At 61.5% G+C, this 17,710-nt stretch carries 19 protein-coding genes; 13 read left to right on the top strand and 6 right to left on the bottom strand.

Annotation, left to right across the window (positions count from 1 at the left end):
- Positions 1–4 precede the first annotated feature (4 nt).
- Entirely contained in the window at positions 5–2,161 is a 2,157-nt protein-coding gene (locus D4A92_RS14650) for a molybdopterin-containing oxidoreductase family protein (RefSeq protein WP_203014676.1), read from the bottom strand.
- A gap of 33 nt (positions 2,162–2,194) precedes the next feature.
- Here D4A92_RS14650 and D4A92_RS14645 point away from each other — a divergent pair, with 33 nt between their 5' ends.
- From D4A92_RS14645 to D4A92_RS14635, 3 genes are read left to right on the top strand one after another with little or no spacing between them, the layout of a single operon-like run.
- Positions 2,195–3,058 (top strand): 23S rRNA (adenine(2030)-N(6))-methyltransferase RlmJ, encoded by an 864-nt coding sequence (locus D4A92_RS14645; protein WP_203014674.1) that lies wholly within the window; start codon positions 2,195–2,197, stop codon positions 3,056–3,058.
- Between the two features lie 18 nt (positions 3,059–3,076).
- On the top strand, positions 3,077–3,838 hold the full coding sequence (locus tag D4A92_RS14640) for a ribonuclease T2 family protein (RefSeq protein ID WP_203014672.1): 762 nt from the start codon (positions 3,077–3,079) through the stop codon (positions 3,836–3,838).
- Between the two features lie 28 nt (positions 3,839–3,866).
- Positions 3,867–4,463 (top strand): glutathione S-transferase family protein, encoded by a 597-nt coding sequence (locus D4A92_RS14635; protein WP_203014670.1) that lies wholly within the window; start codon positions 3,867–3,869, stop codon positions 4,461–4,463.
- A 76-nt stretch (positions 4,464–4,539) separates the two neighbouring features.
- On the opposite strand, the gene D4A92_RS14630 is transcribed toward D4A92_RS14635, so the two are convergent.
- Complete coding sequence (locus D4A92_RS14630; RefSeq protein WP_203014668.1) at positions 4,540–5,199, bottom strand: outer membrane protein; 660 nt, start codon at positions 5,197–5,199, stop codon at positions 4,540–4,542.
- Between the two features lie 364 nt (positions 5,200–5,563).
- On the opposite strand from D4A92_RS14630, the gene D4A92_RS14625 reads away from it, so the two are divergent.
- From D4A92_RS14625 to D4A92_RS14605, 5 genes are all read left to right on the top strand, one after another.
- Positions 5,564–6,322 (top strand): SDR family oxidoreductase, encoded by a 759-nt coding sequence (locus D4A92_RS14625; RefSeq protein WP_203014666.1) that lies wholly within the window; start codon positions 5,564–5,566, stop codon positions 6,320–6,322.
- On the top strand, positions 6,319–8,346 hold the full coding sequence (uvrC, locus tag D4A92_RS14620) for an excinuclease ABC subunit UvrC (protein WP_203014664.1): 2,028 nt from the start codon (positions 6,319–6,321) through the stop codon (positions 8,344–8,346). Before D4A92_RS14625 ends, uvrC begins: the two co-directional genes overlap by 4 nt.
- Before the next feature lie 121 nt (positions 8,347–8,467).
- On the top strand, positions 8,468–9,049 hold the full coding sequence (gene pgsA, locus D4A92_RS14615; RefSeq protein WP_006727465.1) for a CDP-diacylglycerol--glycerol-3-phosphate 3-phosphatidyltransferase: 582 nt from the start codon (positions 8,468–8,470) through the stop codon (positions 9,047–9,049).
- 1 nt (position 9,050) lies between these two features.
- A complete protein-coding gene (gene moaD / locus D4A92_RS14610) occupies positions 9,051–9,305 on the top strand; it encodes a molybdopterin converting factor subunit 1 (protein WP_203014656.1) in 255 nt (84 codons plus the stop codon).
- A 25-nt stretch (positions 9,306–9,330) separates the two neighbouring features.
- Positions 9,331–9,801 (top strand): molybdenum cofactor biosynthesis protein MoaE, encoded by a 471-nt coding sequence (locus D4A92_RS14605; protein WP_203014653.1) that lies wholly within the window; start codon positions 9,331–9,333, stop codon positions 9,799–9,801.
- Positions 9,802–9,885: 84 nt separating this feature from the next.
- Here the strand turns inward: D4A92_RS14605 and ndk are convergent, their stop codons facing one another.
- Both ndk and D4A92_RS14595 read right to left on the bottom strand, forming a co-directional pair.
- On the bottom strand, positions 9,886–10,308 hold the full coding sequence (gene ndk, locus D4A92_RS14600; protein ID WP_076395569.1) for a nucleoside-diphosphate kinase: 423 nt from the start codon (positions 10,306–10,308) through the stop codon (positions 9,886–9,888).
- Between the two features lie 118 nt (positions 10,309–10,426).
- On the bottom strand, positions 10,427–11,110 hold the full coding sequence (locus tag D4A92_RS14595) for a glutathione S-transferase family protein (RefSeq protein ID WP_203014650.1): 684 nt from the start codon (positions 11,108–11,110) through the stop codon (positions 10,427–10,429).
- Positions 11,111–11,245: 135 nt separating this feature from the next.
- Here D4A92_RS14595 and D4A92_RS14590 point away from each other — a divergent pair, with 135 nt between their 5' ends.
- Positions 11,246–11,752 (top strand): DinB family protein, encoded by a 507-nt coding sequence (locus tag D4A92_RS14590; RefSeq protein ID WP_203014648.1) that lies wholly within the window; start codon positions 11,246–11,248, stop codon positions 11,750–11,752.
- A gap of 93 nt (positions 11,753–11,845) precedes the next feature.
- Here D4A92_RS14590 and D4A92_RS14585 read toward each other — a convergent pair whose 3' ends face one another.
- On the bottom strand, positions 11,846–13,438 hold the full coding sequence (locus D4A92_RS14585; RefSeq protein ID WP_203014645.1) for a methyl-accepting chemotaxis protein: 1,593 nt from the start codon (positions 13,436–13,438) through the stop codon (positions 11,846–11,848).
- Positions 13,435–13,734 (bottom strand): hypothetical protein, encoded by a 300-nt coding sequence (locus D4A92_RS14580; protein ID WP_203014642.1) that lies wholly within the window; start codon positions 13,732–13,734, stop codon positions 13,435–13,437. The genes D4A92_RS14585 and D4A92_RS14580 overlap by 4 nt, the downstream gene beginning before the upstream one ends.
- A 288-nt stretch (positions 13,735–14,022) precedes the next feature.
- Between D4A92_RS14580 and D4A92_RS14575 the strand changes: the two genes are divergently transcribed.
- The 4 genes from D4A92_RS14575 (at position 14,023) to D4A92_RS14560 (ending at position 17,699) form a co-directional block, all read left to right on the top strand.
- A complete protein-coding gene (locus D4A92_RS14575; RefSeq protein ID WP_246753954.1) occupies positions 14,023–15,045 on the top strand; it encodes a diguanylate cyclase domain-containing protein in 1,023 nt (340 codons plus the stop codon).
- A gap of 58 nt (positions 15,046–15,103) precedes the next feature.
- Positions 15,104–16,993: an ABC-F family ATP-binding cassette domain-containing protein gene (locus tag D4A92_RS14570; RefSeq protein ID WP_203014630.1), complete on the top strand. Its 1,890-nt coding sequence runs from the start codon at positions 15,104–15,106 to the stop codon at positions 16,991–16,993.
- Between the two features lie 68 nt (positions 16,994–17,061).
- A complete protein-coding gene (locus tag D4A92_RS14565) occupies positions 17,062–17,307 on the top strand; it encodes a type II toxin-antitoxin system VapB family antitoxin (RefSeq protein ID WP_203014627.1) in 246 nt (81 codons plus the stop codon).
- Positions 17,307–17,699: a type II toxin-antitoxin system VapC family toxin gene (locus tag D4A92_RS14560; RefSeq protein ID WP_203014624.1), complete on the top strand. Its 393-nt coding sequence runs from the start codon at positions 17,307–17,309 to the stop codon at positions 17,697–17,699. Before D4A92_RS14565 ends, D4A92_RS14560 begins: the two co-directional genes overlap by 1 nt.
- Positions 17,700–17,710: the final 11 nt, after the last annotated feature.

Here is a 17,710-nt window from a genome sequence, read left to right as displayed (position 1 = left end):
GTTTTTAGGCTTTTCTCATCCAGACCTTGTTGTCGTGGAAGGCGGCACCACCATGGGGTGCCGCCGGGTCCGCACCGGTCAGGACGTTGATGCCCTCGCCGTCGAGATGGGCCTTGTTCGGCCAGAGGCCTTCGGCGATCAGGACGCCCGGCTTCACGGCCTCGGTGATCTTGGCGTGGATTCGCAGCTCTCCCCTGACATTGCCGAGTTGGACGACATCGCCATCGGCGAGGCCGAGGCTTAGGGCATCGGCGGGGTTCACCATGACTTCCGGACGTCCCTCCTTGTCGCGCGAGGTCTTGGTTTCGGCGAAGGTGGAGTTGAGGAAGTTGCGCGCCGGCGATGTCGCCAGCCGGAAGGGATGTTCGGCATCGGCCACTTCGATCAGATCGACCTGATCGGGGAAGGTCGGGAGCTGCTTCACCGGCCCGAGCGAGCCGAGCCTTGCCGGCGGCTTGTTGGGGGCGGGTGTTCCTTCCCAATCCGGCTTGAAGCGGAACTTGCCGTCCGGATGGGCGAAGCCGTTCAGGTAATGCGCGTCATCGAAGGCCGGTTGGCAGTCGAGCCACTTGTCCTCGATCAGCGTATCGAAATCCGGCTTGCCGCTGACATAGAGCATGCGCTCGATATGCTCGCGCTCGGTCTTGCCGAAGCCGGGGCGGTCGGCGACGCCGAGGCGTTTCGCCAGTTCCTCGATGACGAAGAGATTGGTGCGCACCAGAGGCGGTGCATCGACGAGCTTCGGCCCGAGCAGGATATGGCTCTGTCCTCCGCCGCGATAGATGTCGTCGTGCTCAACGAACATGGTGGCGGGCAGGACGATATCGGCGAGTTCCGCCGTCTCGGTCATGAACTGCTCGTGGACGGCAACGAAGAGATCGTTGCGCAGGAAGCCCTGTTTCACCAGCCGCTGTTCGGGCGCGACATTCACGGGATTGGTGTTCTGGATGATCAGCGCGTCGACTGGACCGCGATGGCGGAGGGCTTCCGCATCCCCCGTCAGGACACGACCGATCTGCGACTGGTCGAGCATGCGGATCTCAGGGTCGACCATGGCCGTGCCCATCAGTTCGGCCTTATTGAGCTGGAAGATGTCGCTGTTCGAGTGGAAGGCACCGCCGCCCTCGTATTGCCAGGCGCCGAGCACGGTCGCGAGCGACAGCGCCGCATGCATGGAGACGGCGCCATTGCGGCTTCGGGTGAATCCGTAGCCGAGGCGGAAGTAGGACTTCCTGGTTTCCCCTACGAGACCGGCGAAGGCCTCGATCTCCTCAACGGAAAGGCCCGTAATGGCTGACGCCCATGCCGGCGTCTTGTCCTCGAGATGCGCTTCGAGACCGGCAGGATCATCGGCGAATTTCGCCAAGTATTCGCGGTCGGCATAACCATCGCGGAAGGCGACATGCATGGCAGCACAGGCAAGCGCCGCATCCGTGCCGGGCCTGAGGATAAGGGCCATATCGGCCTGCTTCATCGTCGGATTGTCGTAGATATCGACGACGACGATCTTCGCGCCACGATCCTTGCGGGCCTTGATCGCATGGGTCATCACATTGACCTGGGTCGCAACCGCATTGGTGCCCCATATCACGACGCAATCGGAGACGGCCATTTCGCGCGGGTCCGGGCCGCGCAGCGTGCCGGTGCCCATGACATAGCCGGTCCAGGCCATATTGGTGCAGATCGTGCCGAAGAAGCCGGAATATTTCTTGGCGTGGCGCAGGCGCTCGATGGAATCGCGCTGAACGAGCCCCATGGTGCCAGCGTAGAAGTATGGCCAGACGGCTTCCGAGCCATGGCGCTGCTCGGCCTTGACGAAAGCGTCGGCGATCTCGTCGAGGGCGGCTTCCCAGGTGACATCCTGCCACTGCCCCGCACCCTTGGCCCCTGCCCTGCGCACCGGCTTCATCAGCCGGTCGGGATGATAGAGCCGCTCGGCATAACGCGCGACCTTGGCGCAGATGACGCCAGCAGTGTAGCTGTTCTCCGTTGCCCCGCGCATACGGCCGATGCGGCCGTCCTCGGTCAGTTCGACGTCAAGCGCGCAGGTGGATGGACAGTCATGCGGACAGGCCGTATGACCAAGCGACCGGTTTCGGATGGGGCTCTGGATGTTCATGGGGCCGTTATAGGCCATGGCCGGAACGCTCAAAAGCCCCATTCAAAGAAATCATCACTGCCATCGGAAGCCTTCATGAATTATCGCCACATTTATCACGCGGGCAATTTTGCCGATGTCCTGAAGCATCTCGTCCTGTCGCGGCTGATCGTCTACCTGCAGCAGAAGGACAAGGCATTCCGCGTGCTCGACACCCATGCCGGGATCGGGCTCTACGACCTCTCCTCTAGCGAAGCGCAGAAGACTGGCGAATGGCTGGAGGGCATCGCCAAAGTCATCGATGCGGAGCTGCCGGAAAAGGTCGCCGAGATCATGGCGCCCTATATGGATGCGGTGAAGGCGCTGAACCCGGATCGCGAGGCCGGTGGCCCCTTGCAGAAATATCCCGGCTCGCCGAAGCTCGCCCGCGATCTCTTCCGCCCGCAGGACAGGCTCTCCGCCATGGAGCTGCATCCCGAAGACGCGCGGGCGCTCGCCCGGCAGTTCGAAGGCGATTTTCAGGTTCGCGTGACCGAGCTCGATGGCTGGCTGACGCTGAATGCGCATCTGCCGCCGAAGGAGAAACGCGGAATCGTGTTGGTCGATCCGCCCTTCGAGATCGAGGGCGAATATGAGCGGCTGGTAGACGGGCTTGCCAAGGCGCATCGCCGCTTTGCCAACGGCGTCTATTGCCTGTGGTATCCGATCAAGAAGGGCGCGCCGATCAAGGAATTCCACGAGGCACTGCAGGCGCTTGGGATCCCCAAAATGCTCTGCGCCGAGCTGCATGTGAAAAGCGACCGCGAGCAGACCGGACTTTCCGGCACCGGCCTCGTCATCGTCAATCCGCCCTTCACGCTGAAGGACGAGATGCATCTGGTGCTGCCGGAACTGAAGCGACTGATGGCGCAGGATCGTTACGCCTCGCATCGCTGCTTCTGGCTGCGCGGCGAAGACTGAGCGGGAGCCGAGCAGCGCATGGGACGCTATACCGGCTTCATCGCCCTCGGCCTCATGATCGCGGCGGCAGCCGTTTACAGCTTCCTGCCAGCGGATGCGCCGGTCGAGCGGGCTTCGCCATCAGCCTCTCCGCAGACAGAGATGCCTTCGACTTCGCGCGACGAAGCGAAGGAATTGGGCACATCTGCCGCGAGCAATGTCCCGCAAGGCAGTGGCTTTGATTTCTACGTGCTCTCCCTCTCCTGGTCGCCGACCTTCTGTGACGGCGAAGCTGCCGGCCGCAACCGCGAGCAATGCGGCGGGGCCAAAGACTTCGGTTGGGTGGTGCACGGGCTTTGGCCGCAGAACGAAAAAGGCTGGCCGGAGAACTGCCCCACACCGGAAGGCAGTCGCGTGCCCGAGCGGATCGGACGGACCGTGATCGACATCATGCCGAGCATGGGGCTGATCGGTCACCAATGGCGCACGCATGGTTCGTGTTCCGGGCTTGGCATGCAGGACTATTTCACGCTGGTGCGCGAGGCCCATGAGCGCATTCGCATCCCGCCGGAACTCGCCACGGTCTCCACGGAAAGCCGGACATCGCCGCAGGCCGTGGAGGCAGCCTTCATCCGCAGCAATCCGGGGCTCACCCGCTCGGCAGTCGCCGTGACCTGTGATAGGGAGAGAGTCGACGAAGTCAGGATCTGCCTCGACCGGTCGCTTGGCTTCCGCGCCTGCCCTGAGGTCGACAGCCGGTCCTGCCGCCGCTCCGAGATCACGATCCCGCCTACGCGTTAACTCGCCACGAGAGCCACAGGAAACCATCATGAAGCTGCTCTTCGCGCCCGCCTCGCCCTATTCGTCCAAGGTTCGCATGGCGGCCCGCCATCTCGGCATCGAACTGGAAGAGGTCAGGGTCAACACGGCGGAGAACCCGTCGGAACTCGTCGACGCCAATCCGCTCGGCAAAATCCCGACGCTGATCACCGACAATGGCACGGCCATCTTCGACAGCCGGGCGATCATGCAATATCTGCACCGCCTGTCCGACAAGCGTCTCTATCCGAAGAAGGACGAGAAGCGGACCGAAGCCGATGTGCTCGAGGCCCTGGCCGACGGGATCGCCGACTGCCTGCTCGCCATCGTCTACGAGAAGCGCTTCCGGCCGCCGGAACTCGTCAGCCAGGATGTGATCGACCGGCAATGGGCGAAGATCAATCGTAGCCTCGATCATCTCGACAAGCACCTGCCAAAGATGGGCAAGAAGCTGCATGGCGGCCACTTTGCGCTGGCATCCACCCTCGGTTACCTGATGTTGCGCTTCCCCGGCGAATGGGAAAATGGTCGGGCCGCGCTCACCGAATGGCCGGCAAAGTTCGCCAAGCATTTCGAGCCCTACCCGGCCCTCAGGCCGAAAGCCTGACCTCATACAGCTTTCCGCCAGAATCAAAAAAGCCGGGACGATGCCCCGGCTTTTCTCTTATTCTCGATCACGTGGATCAGAACTTGACGCCCATGCCGACCTTGACCGAATGGTCGTCGAAGCCGCGGGAAATGGTCGAACCACCGAGGTTGAAGTCGCGCTTCTGGTAGTCGCTATAGCGATATTCGACGCGAGCCGTGATGTTGTCGGTGACGAAGGTTTCGACACCAGCACCAACCGTGTAGCCGGCTGCCAGCTTCTCGTCGTTGGTGCCGCCGCCTTCCAGCTCGTGGTTGGCAACAGCCAGACCAGCCGTACCGTAGACCATGAAGGGGTTCAGATCGTAACCGACGCGACCACGGACCGAGCCGTTGACGCCCTGGGTGCCCTTGAGCGCACCGACCGGAGCCTGGCTGCCGGCCGAACCGTCTTCACCGGCGTAGCTGATGTCAGCTTCTGCACCGTAAACGATCGAGCCGTTCTGCATGTTGTAACCACCGTAAAGGGTGCCGCCGAGGTCCTTGGCGTCACGGCCGTTGTCCGAGCCGGTGAACTTGCCGAAGTCGTAGGTCAGACCACCACCGACATAGGCACCCGACCAGTTGCCGGCCGGTGCAGAGTAGGATTCGGTCGCCATCGGGGCTTCCGGTGCCTGGTAGATGGCGTCGGCTGCCTGGGCGGCGAAAGCTGCGAACGAGGTGGCGGATGCCAGAAGCATGATCTTGAGGTTACGCATGTTAGTCTCCTTTCGGTTCCCGGCCGCTCTTCACTAAGAACCAACGGCGGCCTGAACGTTAGTGGGTAATCTGTCCGTTCCGACTGTCTAGATGAATAGAAATTGAGGAAATGAAAGAGCGGAAATGTGAATTCTTTGTGGCGCAGCCATGACCAAATCGGGACGTTGCTTAAAAGACACAAACGATTCGTTAACCATAACAAATGTTTTACGCGATTTACTGAAGATTTCATAAAATTATACTTGCGCTATACGCAGACGCCGCCAAGCAAAGACCGCAAGAAGTTTCAGATATGCCCCGTTTAAATATCGCGCTGGCGCCATATATGCAGCGCAACACCACTGACAGAACAAGGTAAGACAGATGCAAAACGGCATCCCGAAGGTGGCTTTGGTCACTGGATCCGCAAAACGACTTGGCCGCGCCATCGCCGAAGACTTGGCCGCTCATGGTTTTGCCGTGGCATTGCATGCGAACGGTTCGCTGGATGCGGCAGAGGCGGTGGCCCGCGACTTGCGATCCGAGGGAAAACGCGCCATTGCGCTGAAGGCGGACCTTGGTAACATTTTCGAGACCGGATCTCTGATTCCGCAGACCGAGGCCGAATTCGGGCCTGTCGGGCTGCTCGTCAACAATGCCTCGATCTTCGAAGACGACTCTGCGGTCGATTTCGATCCCGAAATCTTCGACCGCCACTTCAATCTGCATGTCCGGGCTCCGGCGATATTGAGCGGCGCCCTCGTCAAGGCGCTGCCTGAGGGTCGATCGGGCCTAATCGTCAACATCATCGACCAGCGCGTGCTGGCGCTGAAGCCGACCTTCTTTTCCTATACGCTGTCCAAGGCGACGCTCTGGACAGCCACCCAGACGCTCGCCCAGGCCTTCTCTCCGCGGGTGCGGGTGAATGCGATCGGCCCCGGCCCCACCTTGATTTCGGAGAGGCAGCGGCCGGAAGATTTCCAGGCGCAGGTGGACAGCCTTCCGCTGAAACGAGGCCCGTCGCTCGACGAATTCGGGCGAACGATCCGCTTTCTTTTTGACACGCCGTCGATCACCGGCCAAATGATCGCCTTGGATGGGGGCCAGCATCTGATTTGGCACGGCACGGAGATCAATGAATGAATGGAGGAAAGCTGCCCGACGGCGGCATTCTCTATGACGGCACGGAAGACGATGACGACGAAGTTGCGGTCGAGGTGGAAGCCTCCCGCCCCGGCGTCGAGATCGACTGGCATGTCGATGGCCTTGATGAAACAGGGCTCACCGGCGCCGATCTGATTGCCGAATTCGTCAAGCGGCTGCCCAATGCGCCTGGCGTCTATCGCATGCTGAACAAGGCCGGCGAGGTCATGTATGTCGGCAAGGCGCGCAGCCTGAAGAAGCGCGTCAGCAATTATGCCCAGGGCCGTGTGCATTCGAACCGCCTGTCACGCATGGTGCGGGACACGGTGCATATGGAATTCGTCACGACCCGAACCGAGGTCGAGGCCCTGCTGCTCGAAGCCAACCTGATCAAGCGCCTGCGTCCACGCTTCAACGTGCTGTTGCGCGACGACAAGAGCTTTCCCTATATCCTGATCACCGGAGATACCCGGTCGCCCGCGATCTACAAGCATCGTGGCGCCCGTGCCCGCAAGGGCGACTATTTTGGCCCCTTTGCTTCGGCGAGTGCTGTCGGCCGCACGATCAACTCGCTGCAGCGCGCGTTCCTTCTGCGCACCTGTACCGACAGCGTCTTCGAAAGCCGCACACGGCCCTGCCTACTCTATCAAATCAAGCGCTGTTCGGGCCCCTGCACGCATGAGATCAGCGATCAGGATTATGCCGGCCTCGTGCGCGAGGCGAAGGACTTCCTGTCGGGCAAGAGCCAGAACGTCAAGGAAGCCATGGCGCGCGCCATGAACGAGGCGGCCGAGGATCTCGACTTCGAGCGCGCCGCCGTGTTTCGCGACCGGCTTGCGGGCCTCAGCCATGTCCAGAGCCATCAGGGCATCAATCCGGCGGGTGTGGACGAGGCCGACGTCTTTGCTATCCATCACGAAGGCGGGCTGTCCTGCATTCAGGTGTTCTTTTTCCGCGCCAGTCAGAACTGGGGCAACCAGGCCTATTTCCCCAAGGCCGATCCGCAGCTCAGCGCAGCCGAAGTGCTCAACTCCTTCCTTGCGCAATTCTATGACGACAAGCCCGTGCCCCGTCTGATCCTTCTGTCCGAAGAGGTCGAGGAACAGGACCTGCTGGCGACTGCGCTTTCCGAAAAGGCCGGCCACAAGGTGGCGATCAGTGTGCCACAACGCGGGGAAAAGAAGGATCTCGTCGATCATGTGAATGCCAATGCGCGAGAGGCGCATGGCCGCAAGCTCGCCGAAACCGCCTCGCAGTCACGGCTGCTGGCCGGTCTCGCCGAAACCTTCCAGCTGCCTTACGTGCCGCGCCGGATCGAGATCTATGACAACTCCCATATCATGGGCACCAATGCCGTCGGCGGCATGGTGGTCGCCGGGCCTGAAGGCTTCGTGAAGGGGCAGTACCGCAAGTTCAACATCAAATCGACCGACATCACGCCGGGCGACGACTTCGGCATGATGCGCGAAGTGATGACCCGGCGCTTCTCGCGCCTGCTGAAGGAAGAGGGCAAGCCGGATCGCAGTGTGGCGCCCGAGGACAGTGCGGACACCCCCTTCCCTGCCTGGCCGGATGTGATCCTGATCGACGGTGGTCAGGGCCAGATGTCGGCAGTCCGCAAGATCCTTGCCGATCTCGACATCACCGAGAGCGTGATCGCCATCGGCGTTGCCAAGGGTGTGGATCGCGACGCGGGGCGCGAGCGCTTCTTCGTTGACGGCAAGCCCGACTTCACGCTGCCGCCGCGCGACCCGGTCCTCTATTTCATCCAGCGCATGCGCGACGAAGCGCATCGGTTTGCGATCGGCTCGCATAGGGCGCGGCGCAAGAAGGAAATGGTCAAGAACCCGCTCGACGAGATCTCCGGTATCGGCCCGACGCGCAAGCGGGCGCTGCTGCAGCATTTCGGCACAGCCAAGGCCGTGTCCCGGGCGGCGGTCAGCGATCTGATGGCCGTCGAGGGCATCTCGGAAGCCGTGGCGCGGCTGATCTACAACCATTTTCACGAAAGCAGCGGTGACTGACACGGAAACGACGCATCCGGGGTCAAGATGATGATACAGACGGTTCAGAATTCTTGAGTTGACGGCCCCGACGGAAACCCATCACATCACTCAGAGCACCAGACTTCAAAGACAGGGCATCATGGCTTCGCGCGCATACAACATCCCCAATCTCCTCACCTACGCCCGCATCCTGGCCGTGCCGCTGATCGTTGTCTGCTTCTTCCTCGAAGGCCGTCTGCAGAGCTCCGACTTTGCGCGGTGGTCAGCGCTGACGATCTTTGTCGTCGCCTCGATCACTGACTATCTCGATGGCTATCTCGCCCGGATCTGGAACCAGACCTCGAATATCGGCAAGATGCTGGACCCGATCGCCGACAAGCTGCTGATCGCCTCCGTTCTGCTCTTGATGGCAGCAGACGGCACGATCGCGGGCTGGTCGCTCTGGGCTGCCATCACCATTCTGTGCCGCGAGATCCTGGTGTCCGGGCTGCGTGAATATCTGGCGGCGCTGAAGGTGTCCGTGCCTGTGACCCAGATTGCAAAGTGGAAGACGACCGCGCAGATGTTTGCGCTCGCCTTCCTGCTCGCCGGTCCCGCAGGCGACAAGGTGCTGCCCTATACGACGGAGGCCGGCATCACGCTCCTCTGGATCGCCGCGATCCTGACCATCTATACCGGCTACGACTATTTCCGCGCCGGCGCGAAGCACATGGTCGATTGAGATGGTGAAGCTCGTCTACTTCGCCTGGGTTCGCGAGCGTATCGGCAAGGGTGAGGAAGAACTCGACATCCCGGCCGAGGTCAAAACGGCCGGCGATCTTGTATCCTGGCTTGCAACGCTCGGCGAAGGCTATGAGGAGGCCTTGCGCTTCCCCAAGGCAATCCGCGTTGCGGTCAATCAGGAACATGTCGAACACCATGAAGCAATCGCGGGCGCCCGTGAGATCGGGATCTTTCCGCCGATGACCGGCGGCTGAGAAGCATCCCGCTGGAGGACAAGCCGTGACGGCCAAGCCTGCCCCCACCATCCGCGTGCAGCGGGACGATTTCGATGCCGCAGCAGAATCGCGCGGCTTGACAGCCGGCCGCAAGGATATCGGCGCCATCGTCTCCTTCGTTGGCCTTTGCCGCGACGAGGCGGGCACGCTTTCCGCGCTCGAACTGGAACATTATCCGGGCATGGCTGAAGCCGAGATGATGCGGATCGGCAGATTGGCGATCGAGCGCTTCTCGCTTCTAGGGCTCACCGCCATCCACCGCTTCGGGCGGGTCGAGGCCGGAGAACAGATCGTCCTCGTCATTGCCGCCGCCCCCCATCGTCAGGCCGCCTTCGACGGCGCCAATTTCGTCATGGATTTCCTGAAGACCTCCGCGCCCTTCTGGAAGAAGGAACACAATCAGGATGGGTCGAGCGGCGACTGGGTCGCGGCCAAGGATGCCGACGACAGCGCGTGGGATCGGTGGAGCCGATAGCCGGCTCGCATAAAAAACCGGAGCCTTTCGGCCCCGGTTCTTCAATTCTTCCAGTGTATTGAGACCTTCGCCTCAGGACCTGATTCAGCCGACGATCTCGGTGTCGGCGAACCAGTAACTGATTTCCTGGGCAGCGGTTTCCGGAGCGTCCGAACCGTGAACCGAGTTTTCGCCGATCGAGAGGGCGAACATCTTGCGGATGGTGCCTTCGTCAGCATTGGCCGGGTTGGTGGCGCCCATGATTTCGCGGTTCTTGAGGATGGCGTTTTCGCCTTCGAGAACCTGAACGACGGTCGGGCCCGAGGTCATGCCTTCAACCAGTTCGCCAAAGAAAGGGCGTTCCTTGTGAACGGCGTAGAAGCCTTCGGCTTCGCGCTGGCTCATCCAAACGCGCTTCGAAGCAACGACGCGCAGGCCGTTGTCTTCGAAGACCTTGGTGATGGCGCCGGTCAGGTTGCGCTTGGTGGCGTCGGGCTTGATCATCGAGAAGGTGCGTTCAATCGCCATCTGTCTCATCCTTTTGTCTGTCAGGGAAAGTGGGCGGTATCTACCCGCCCCGAATCACGAAGACAAGAGGGGTTCGACAATTTCACGGCGACGTCACAATCGGCCGGTTTTTGCCCTGTCAGGCGACCTCACGGGCGACGCCGTCATGGAGTTCGAGACAGCGGTCGAACCAGAGGCTCACCGGATCATCCGCCGGCAGGTGAATGGCGCCCGTGGTGACCCTCAGCCATTGCAAGGCACCGAACAGAATATAGTCACCAAAGAGCGGGGTTGCTCCACCGACGAAGGGCTGGAAGGCCAGCATGTGGCGGAGTGGCTGGAGCGCTGCGGGCAAGGCGGCAATTGCGGCGTCGCGACCGGCGGCCATGTCCTCCAAGGTCCGTCCGAGTCTTTCCTCACGGCTCTTGCGGAAATAGGCCTGGTCGGTGGGCGCGAGCATGTCGTGGATGTCGACGAGGGCGATCTTCGTGATCGCGCCGTGGACCACATGCTGCGAATAGCCCTCGACCAGGCGTGCCGCGGCGACCCCGCCCTGTCCGCCGAACAGGCTCGGCTGCTCGGGATAGGCCTCCTCCAGATAGAGCGCGATCCGAAAGCTGTCGGAGATCAGTTCCTGGCCGTCCCGGAGGATCGGGACCGTTTTGGAGAACCCGCCTTCGACAGTTGGGATCGCCGTGAAGGCGAGCGGCCGCTCTTCGAAGTCCAGTCCCTTGTGATGAAGGGCCATCACGACCTTCCAGCAATGGGGCGAGAAGGGACGCGCGGCATCGGCGCCGCACAGCGAATAGAGGGTCATCGTCATCGGGTTCTCCTGATTTTGCGCCAGACAAGCCGATCCCGGGGCTGGATGCAAATCAGCATTTTTCATGGAACTCATCACACCCATTTCGGTCGAACCCGGCTAGACTGGGTGCAGGACCAAATTCAGGAGTGCACCATGCAGAACTATCAGATGCTCGCGGACTACAATGCCTGGGCCAACAGGCTGCTTTATTCTGCCGTCGCGGACCTCTCGACCGAAGAACTCCACCGCGATACCGGCGCCTTCTTTGGATCGATCTTCGCCACGCTGAGCCACATCCTAACCGCAGACCGGATCTGGCTGAACCGGTTCACCGGCGAAGGCCCGATGCCCCGCGCGCTGGATGAGCGCCCCTATGATGACTTCGAGGATCTGCGAGCGGCTCGGCTGGAAGAAGACACACGGATCATCCGCTATGCGCAGAGCCTGACCGCGGAGAAAATCGAGCGGCCGTTCACCTATTCGCCGGTCGGTTCATCCGAGGTCCTGGCGCTGAAGCTCTGGCCGGCACTCACCCATGTCTTCAATCACCAGACCCATCATCGCGGACAGGTGCATGCCGGATTGACAGGACTGGGCAAGCCGAGCCTCAGCCTCGACCTGATCTATTTCGTCCGCGGCGAGGGCCAGCAGTGGCTTTGAGACGCGACAGAGGCCTGACGGAGCCCTGAAACGGAAATGGGGCCACGACGATCGTGGCCCCAAGTCTTTCGTGCGAATATGGGTTGCCTGCGGTCAAGCGGCGCGACGGGTTCCGGAACCCGTCTTCGATCCGGTCTTGAACTGCGCCATCAGGTGGTCCAGCGTGGTGGCCTCCTGGACGAGTTGCTGGATCGCAGCGCTCGACTCCTCCACCATCGCAGCATTCCGCTGAGTGTTCTTGTCGATGTGCCCGACCGCCTGATCGATCTCGGCAAGGCCCTGCGCCTGGCTCTTGGCACCGTCGATGATCTTGCAGATCTCGCGGCTGATCGACTGCACCTCGGTCGCGATCGTGCTCAAAGCCTCGCCGGCCTGATCGACCAGCGATACGCCGTTGCGCACTTCTTCCCCGGATGCGTTGATGAGGGTCTTTATCTCCTTCGCTGCGTTGGCGGAGCGCTGAGCGAGTTCGCGGACCTCCTGTGCGACGACGGCAAAACCCTTCCCGGCCTCACCGGCACGTGCGGCTTCGACGCCGGCGTTCAGCGCCAGAAGATTGGTCTGGAAGGCAATCTCGTCGATGACGCCGATGATGTTTGAAATCGACTGCGAGGACTGCTCGATACGGCTCATGGCAGAGACCGCGTCGGTTACGATCGTGCCGGATCGTTCCGCACCCATCCTTGCCTGGTTGACCAACTTGCCGACCGAATCCGCGACAGACGCGGTTTCCTTCACGGTGGCCATCACGCTGGACAGAGCGCTCGCGGTTTCCTCGACCGACGCGGCCTGGCGCTCGCTGCGGGCGGAGAGATCGTTGTTGGCCTGGCCGATCTGGCCCGTACCGTTGCGGAGGACGGAGGCCACCTGACCGACCTGAGAAACGACGACTTCGAGCTTCTGCACGGAGGTATTGAAGGACGTGCGCAGTTCATCAAGCGGGCCTGAGAAGGCGCTGTCGATGCGGCAGGAGAGGTCCCCCTCCGCCAGTTTCTGCAGCGACTTGGCGAGTTCGGAAACGGCGTAGTCCACCGCTTCGGCTTCCCGCGCCTTTTCCGCTTCCCGCTTGCGGCGGTCAGCATCGGCAGCGGCATCGGTTCGCTTGACGTGATCGGCCATCTCTACGGCCTCGCGCTCGGCGGCGACTGCTTCGGCAACAGCCTTGTCGGAGACATCGAACGCCTTGACGACGGCCGAGGTCAGAGCGATCAGGACGATGCTCTGGACGATCAGCACCACTGCATGCAGGACGACACGCGAGAAGTCGGAATCACCCGGGAAGACCGCCAAGGGCATCGCGACATACAGCAGCAGATGGTGGACCGCGACGAGCGCGGCGTAGCCGATAATGGCCTTCCAATCGATCCAGGCGGCACAGATCGCCAGGCTCGCGAAGAAGTACATGTGGATGTCGATTTGGAGCGGCGAGCCCTGGAAGGCGAAAACGAGAATAGCGACCGTCGCCGCATTCGCCATGGAGGTAACCATGCGGGTGGTCGCGCCGGTACGATCCCTTGTCCACAACAGTGTGGCCGGCACCAACAAGGCGAGAGTCGCCAGGATCATAGTCCAGTCGACACCTTGCTCGCGGACGAGATTGCGGATGACGATCAGGGCAAAGTTGATCCAGAGCAGTCCGACGATGCCGTAGGAGATCCTATCTCTGAGCTTATTCAGTTCATTCATGTGTTCATTCCTTGCAGGCAACCAAGCGCCAGATCATGGTTGATGACGAGCAAAGCGCCCGCATCGAGAAGCCGCTCCGGGAAGTCGGGGGCTTGTGAATAGGCGACCGACATCCAGGGCACTCTTCCGGCCCAGACGAATGCTCCCTCTGCCCGGTCGATGACGGCCATCGAACCGGCCGCATTTTCAGCCGGTGAGGTCACGACGAGGACAAAGGGGCCGGATGGTTTCGCGGCTATGACAGCGACAGTGGCAACCGCCAGGGAGAAGTAGACCGCAGGAATAAGGGATTTCATGGTGCCTACGTATGTTCGCCGTTCGTGTGCTGAGGAGGTTATTCCCCAGCAGTTTTTCAGAGCATCAGCAAGCCACACATATCTCTAAAATATAATTAACCGAAGTGCGCAACCCCCCTATTTTTCAGGGCAATTCAGATTTGGCAAAATGCAAACGGAAGCCCTGAAGCACGCCTCTGCCTTAACCGTTTCGTATGTGATGCCGTGTTACGAGACCTGAACTCTGCGGGTATAGCTCCGGCTTCCCGCAGATAGAACGCAACTCATCGCATGATCAGGACGGTTTTGATGAGCGGACTTCCAGACGATCTCCAGAAGATCACAATCTTCATGATGAAGCATCAGATCGCAGGACTCCCCCGCAACTTCGAACTTGTCCATGAAGCCTTTGCCGGCGGCAAATCGGATCTTGCGCGTGAGCTTGCAGCCCTTGGTGCCCGCCCGACACAATCGGCGCTCGACCAGCTCGGCCTCAAGCACCGGCTTGCCGGCCATTGCGGAGTCTCCGCCGAGCGCCTGCAGGACGAAACGCTGAAAACGCTGACGTGGCTCAGCGACCAACTGTCGCTCGGGCTGACGCAGAAGCGGGCGTTCACGAACTCGGTGGAAGGCGTTATCCGCTCGATCCGCGAGGATGTCACCGTCGGTATCGACCAGTTGCTCGGCGAGCTGGATCTGCTCTCCTCGATTGCCGGGGACATGATCAAGGCGGAAACCGCACTCTCCTCCGATGTGGCAGAGGGGCTGGACAGCCTGAATGCTGCAGACCGCGCCATTCGCGCGGCGCAGGCTGCGATGAAGCGCGATCACCTGACCGGGCTTGCGAACCGCATCAGCCTCTTCCAGACACTGGAGGAGGTCCATTCGGCCGCCTCGGCGGCCAAGCCGAGCGCGCTTGTGCTGATCGAAGTTCTCGATCTTCCCGGACTGCAGCACCAGTATGGCGACGAAGCGGTCAGCAAACTCATACGTGGTCTGGCGACCATCTTCCGCAAGGCGATCAAGAAGCACGACTTCATCGCCCGGATCGAGGCTGACACCTTTGCCTTCGTCTTTGATGGCATCAATGCCGACGAGGCACACATCATCGCCGAACGGCTGTTCACGACGGCGGATAACAATCTGGTCTTCGCGTCCGAGACTTCGCCGGGTTCCGGCGGGCTGCCGCTGGCGATCGGTCACGCCATGGCACACGAAGCCGCCGATCCAACAAGCTGGCTCGCCATTGCCAAGACCGCCACGATCCTGGCACGACAAAACCCGCGCCAGCCGATCATCGGCTACAAGCCCGGACAGCGCCAGGTCGCGTAACGCTCGGCACCCCTCGCCCGCTTGCCTTTGGCCGTGACATCGGCCAAAAGCCAGAGCCATGATCACGATCAACGATATCTCCGCCCGCATTGCAGGCCGCCTGCTCATCGACCACGCCAGCGTCGCGCTGCCGGCCGGCACCAAGGCTGGCCTTGTCGGCAAGAACGGTGCGGGGAAATCCACGCTGTTTCGCATCATCACGGGCGATCTGGCCTCCGAAAGCGGCAATATCTCCATCCCGAAGAACGCGCGCATCGGCCAGGTGGCGCAGGAAGCGCCGGGAACGGAAGACTCGCTGATCTCCATCGTACTTGCCGCAGACAAGGAGCGCGCAGCCCTGCTCGCCGAGGCCGAGACGGCGACGGATCCGCATCGCATTGCCGAAATCCAGACCCGGCTTGCCGATATCGGCGCGCATTCGGCGGAAGCGCGTGCGGCAACCATTCTCTCCGGCCTCGGCTTCGACCATGAGGCGCAGTTGCGCCCGGCCTCGTCCTTCTCCGGCGGCTGGCGCATGCGCGTGGCGCTCGCCTCGGTGCTGTTTGCCGAGCCCGATCTGCTGCTGCTCGACGAGCCGACCAACTATCTCGACCTCGAAGGCACGCTGTGGCTCGAAGATTACGTGCGGCGCTATCCGCATACGGTCATCATCATCAGCCACGACCGGGATCTCCTGAACACCGCCGTCAATTCGATCATCCATCTCGATCAGAAGAAGCTGACCTTCTATCGCGGCGGTTATGACAGCTTCGAGCGGCAGAAGGCCGAGAATGACGAATTGCAGATGAAGGCCAAGGCGAAAAACGACGCCGCGCGCAAACATCTGCAGAGCTTCATCGACCGCTTCCGCGCCAAGGCCACCAAAGCCAAGCAGGCCCAGAGCCGCATCAAGGCGCTAGAGCGCATGGGCACGGTCGCCGCCGTCATCGAAGACCATGTTCATCCGATTACCTTCCCGAAGCCCGAAAAGCAGCCGGCCTCCCCGATCGTTGCAATCTCCGGCGGCGTGGTCGGCTACGAGCCGGGCAAGGCGATCCTGAAGAACCTCAACCTGCGCATCGACAATGACGACCGCATCGCGCTGCTCGGTTCGAACGGCAACGGCAAGTCGACCTTCGCCAAATTCATTTCCGGCCGGCTGGAGGCCCAGGGCGGCCAGCTGAAAACGGCCTCAAGCCTGAAGATCGGCTTCTTCGCCCAGCACCAGCTGGACGACCTCATCCCGAATGAGAGCCCGGTTGCCCATGTGCGCCGGCTAATGCCGCTCGAGCCGGAAGCCAAGGTGCGTGCCCGCGTCGCGCAGATGGGGCTTGCGACGGAAAAGATGGAGACGGCTGCCAAGGATCTCTCGGGCGGCGAGAAGGCCCGCCTGCTGATGGGGCTTGCCGCCTTCCACGCCCCGAACCTGCTGATCCTCGACGAGCCGACGAACCACCTCGACATCGACAGCCGCAAGGCGCTGATCGAGGCGCTCAACGACTATGAGGGCGCCGTTATCCTGATCAGCCATGATCGCCACTTGATCGAGGCGACCGTCGACCGGCTCTGGCTTGTGAACAACGGCACGGTCACCAGCTTCGACGGCGACATGGAAGAGTATCGCTCGCTGATCATCGCCTCGGGCAAGAAGCCGGTGGAGAAGGACAAGGGCGACGGCGGCGCTGATACCGTCAACAAGGCCGAGCAGCGCAAGGCGGCTGCCGACAGGCGCGCGAGCCTTGCACCACTCAAGAAAAAGATCAACGAAGTCGAGGCCTTGACGAAGAAGCTGGAGACTTTGATTCAGGCGCTCGACAAGGAGCTTGCCGATCCGGCGCTTTACGAAAAAGCGCCAGCCAAGGCGGCTGAAAAGGCCAAGCAGCGCGGAGAAGCGGCGGCAAAGCTCTCGGCGGCGGAAGAGCAATGGCTGGAGCTTTCCGCCGAATACGAAGAGGGCATGGCCGGCTGAAGCTCGCCTTTCTTGTTGAACCTTTGAATATACACTATCTTGAGAGCGTATATTCACGAGGTGAAGCCATGCCACTCTATGTCCGTGATGAACGAGTGAACCAGCTCGCCGAACAGGCGCAGAAGATCCTGAAAGCCCCGACCAAGACGGATGCCATCCGCCAGGCGCTCGAGCGCGTGGTCGAAGCGGAAGAGCAGCGGCCGCCGCTCGCCGAGCGGCTGGAGAAGATCAAGCAGCGCTACCAGGGCATGGGAAAAGTCGATCCCAATTTTAACGAGAAAGCATTCCTGGACGAAATGTGGGACGATAACTGATGTTTCTCGATACATCGGCGATCATCGAGTATTTTCTGGAGGGGCCGGAATACGACCGGGTCGCGATGGCCTTGGCTAACCCGCAAGCCCGTTACTTCGTGTCGCCGACGGTAATCTTTGAGGCGACGACTGTCCTTGCTGGCAAACGTCAGATCGCAGTCAATGAGGCGGCGGCACTCGTCCTCGATTTCCTCGCCGAGCTTGATGCCGAAATCTTGCCGGCCACCCGCGACACTGCGCTTGCCGCCATCGACGCCTTTTCGCGTTATGGCAAGGGGCGCCATCCGGCCCGCCTCAATTTCGGCGACTGCTTTTCCTATGCAGGTGCCAAGGCATCCGGTGGACCCCTTCTCTATGTGGGCGAGGACTTCCGTCGCACCGATCTCGCCTGATCGAATGAACT

It is taken from the genome of Rhizobium rosettiformans (assembly GCF_016806065.1).
Classification (GTDB): Bacteria; Pseudomonadota; Alphaproteobacteria; order Rhizobiales; family Rhizobiaceae; genus Allorhizobium.
This window is presented reverse-complemented; position numbering and strand designations above follow the sequence as displayed.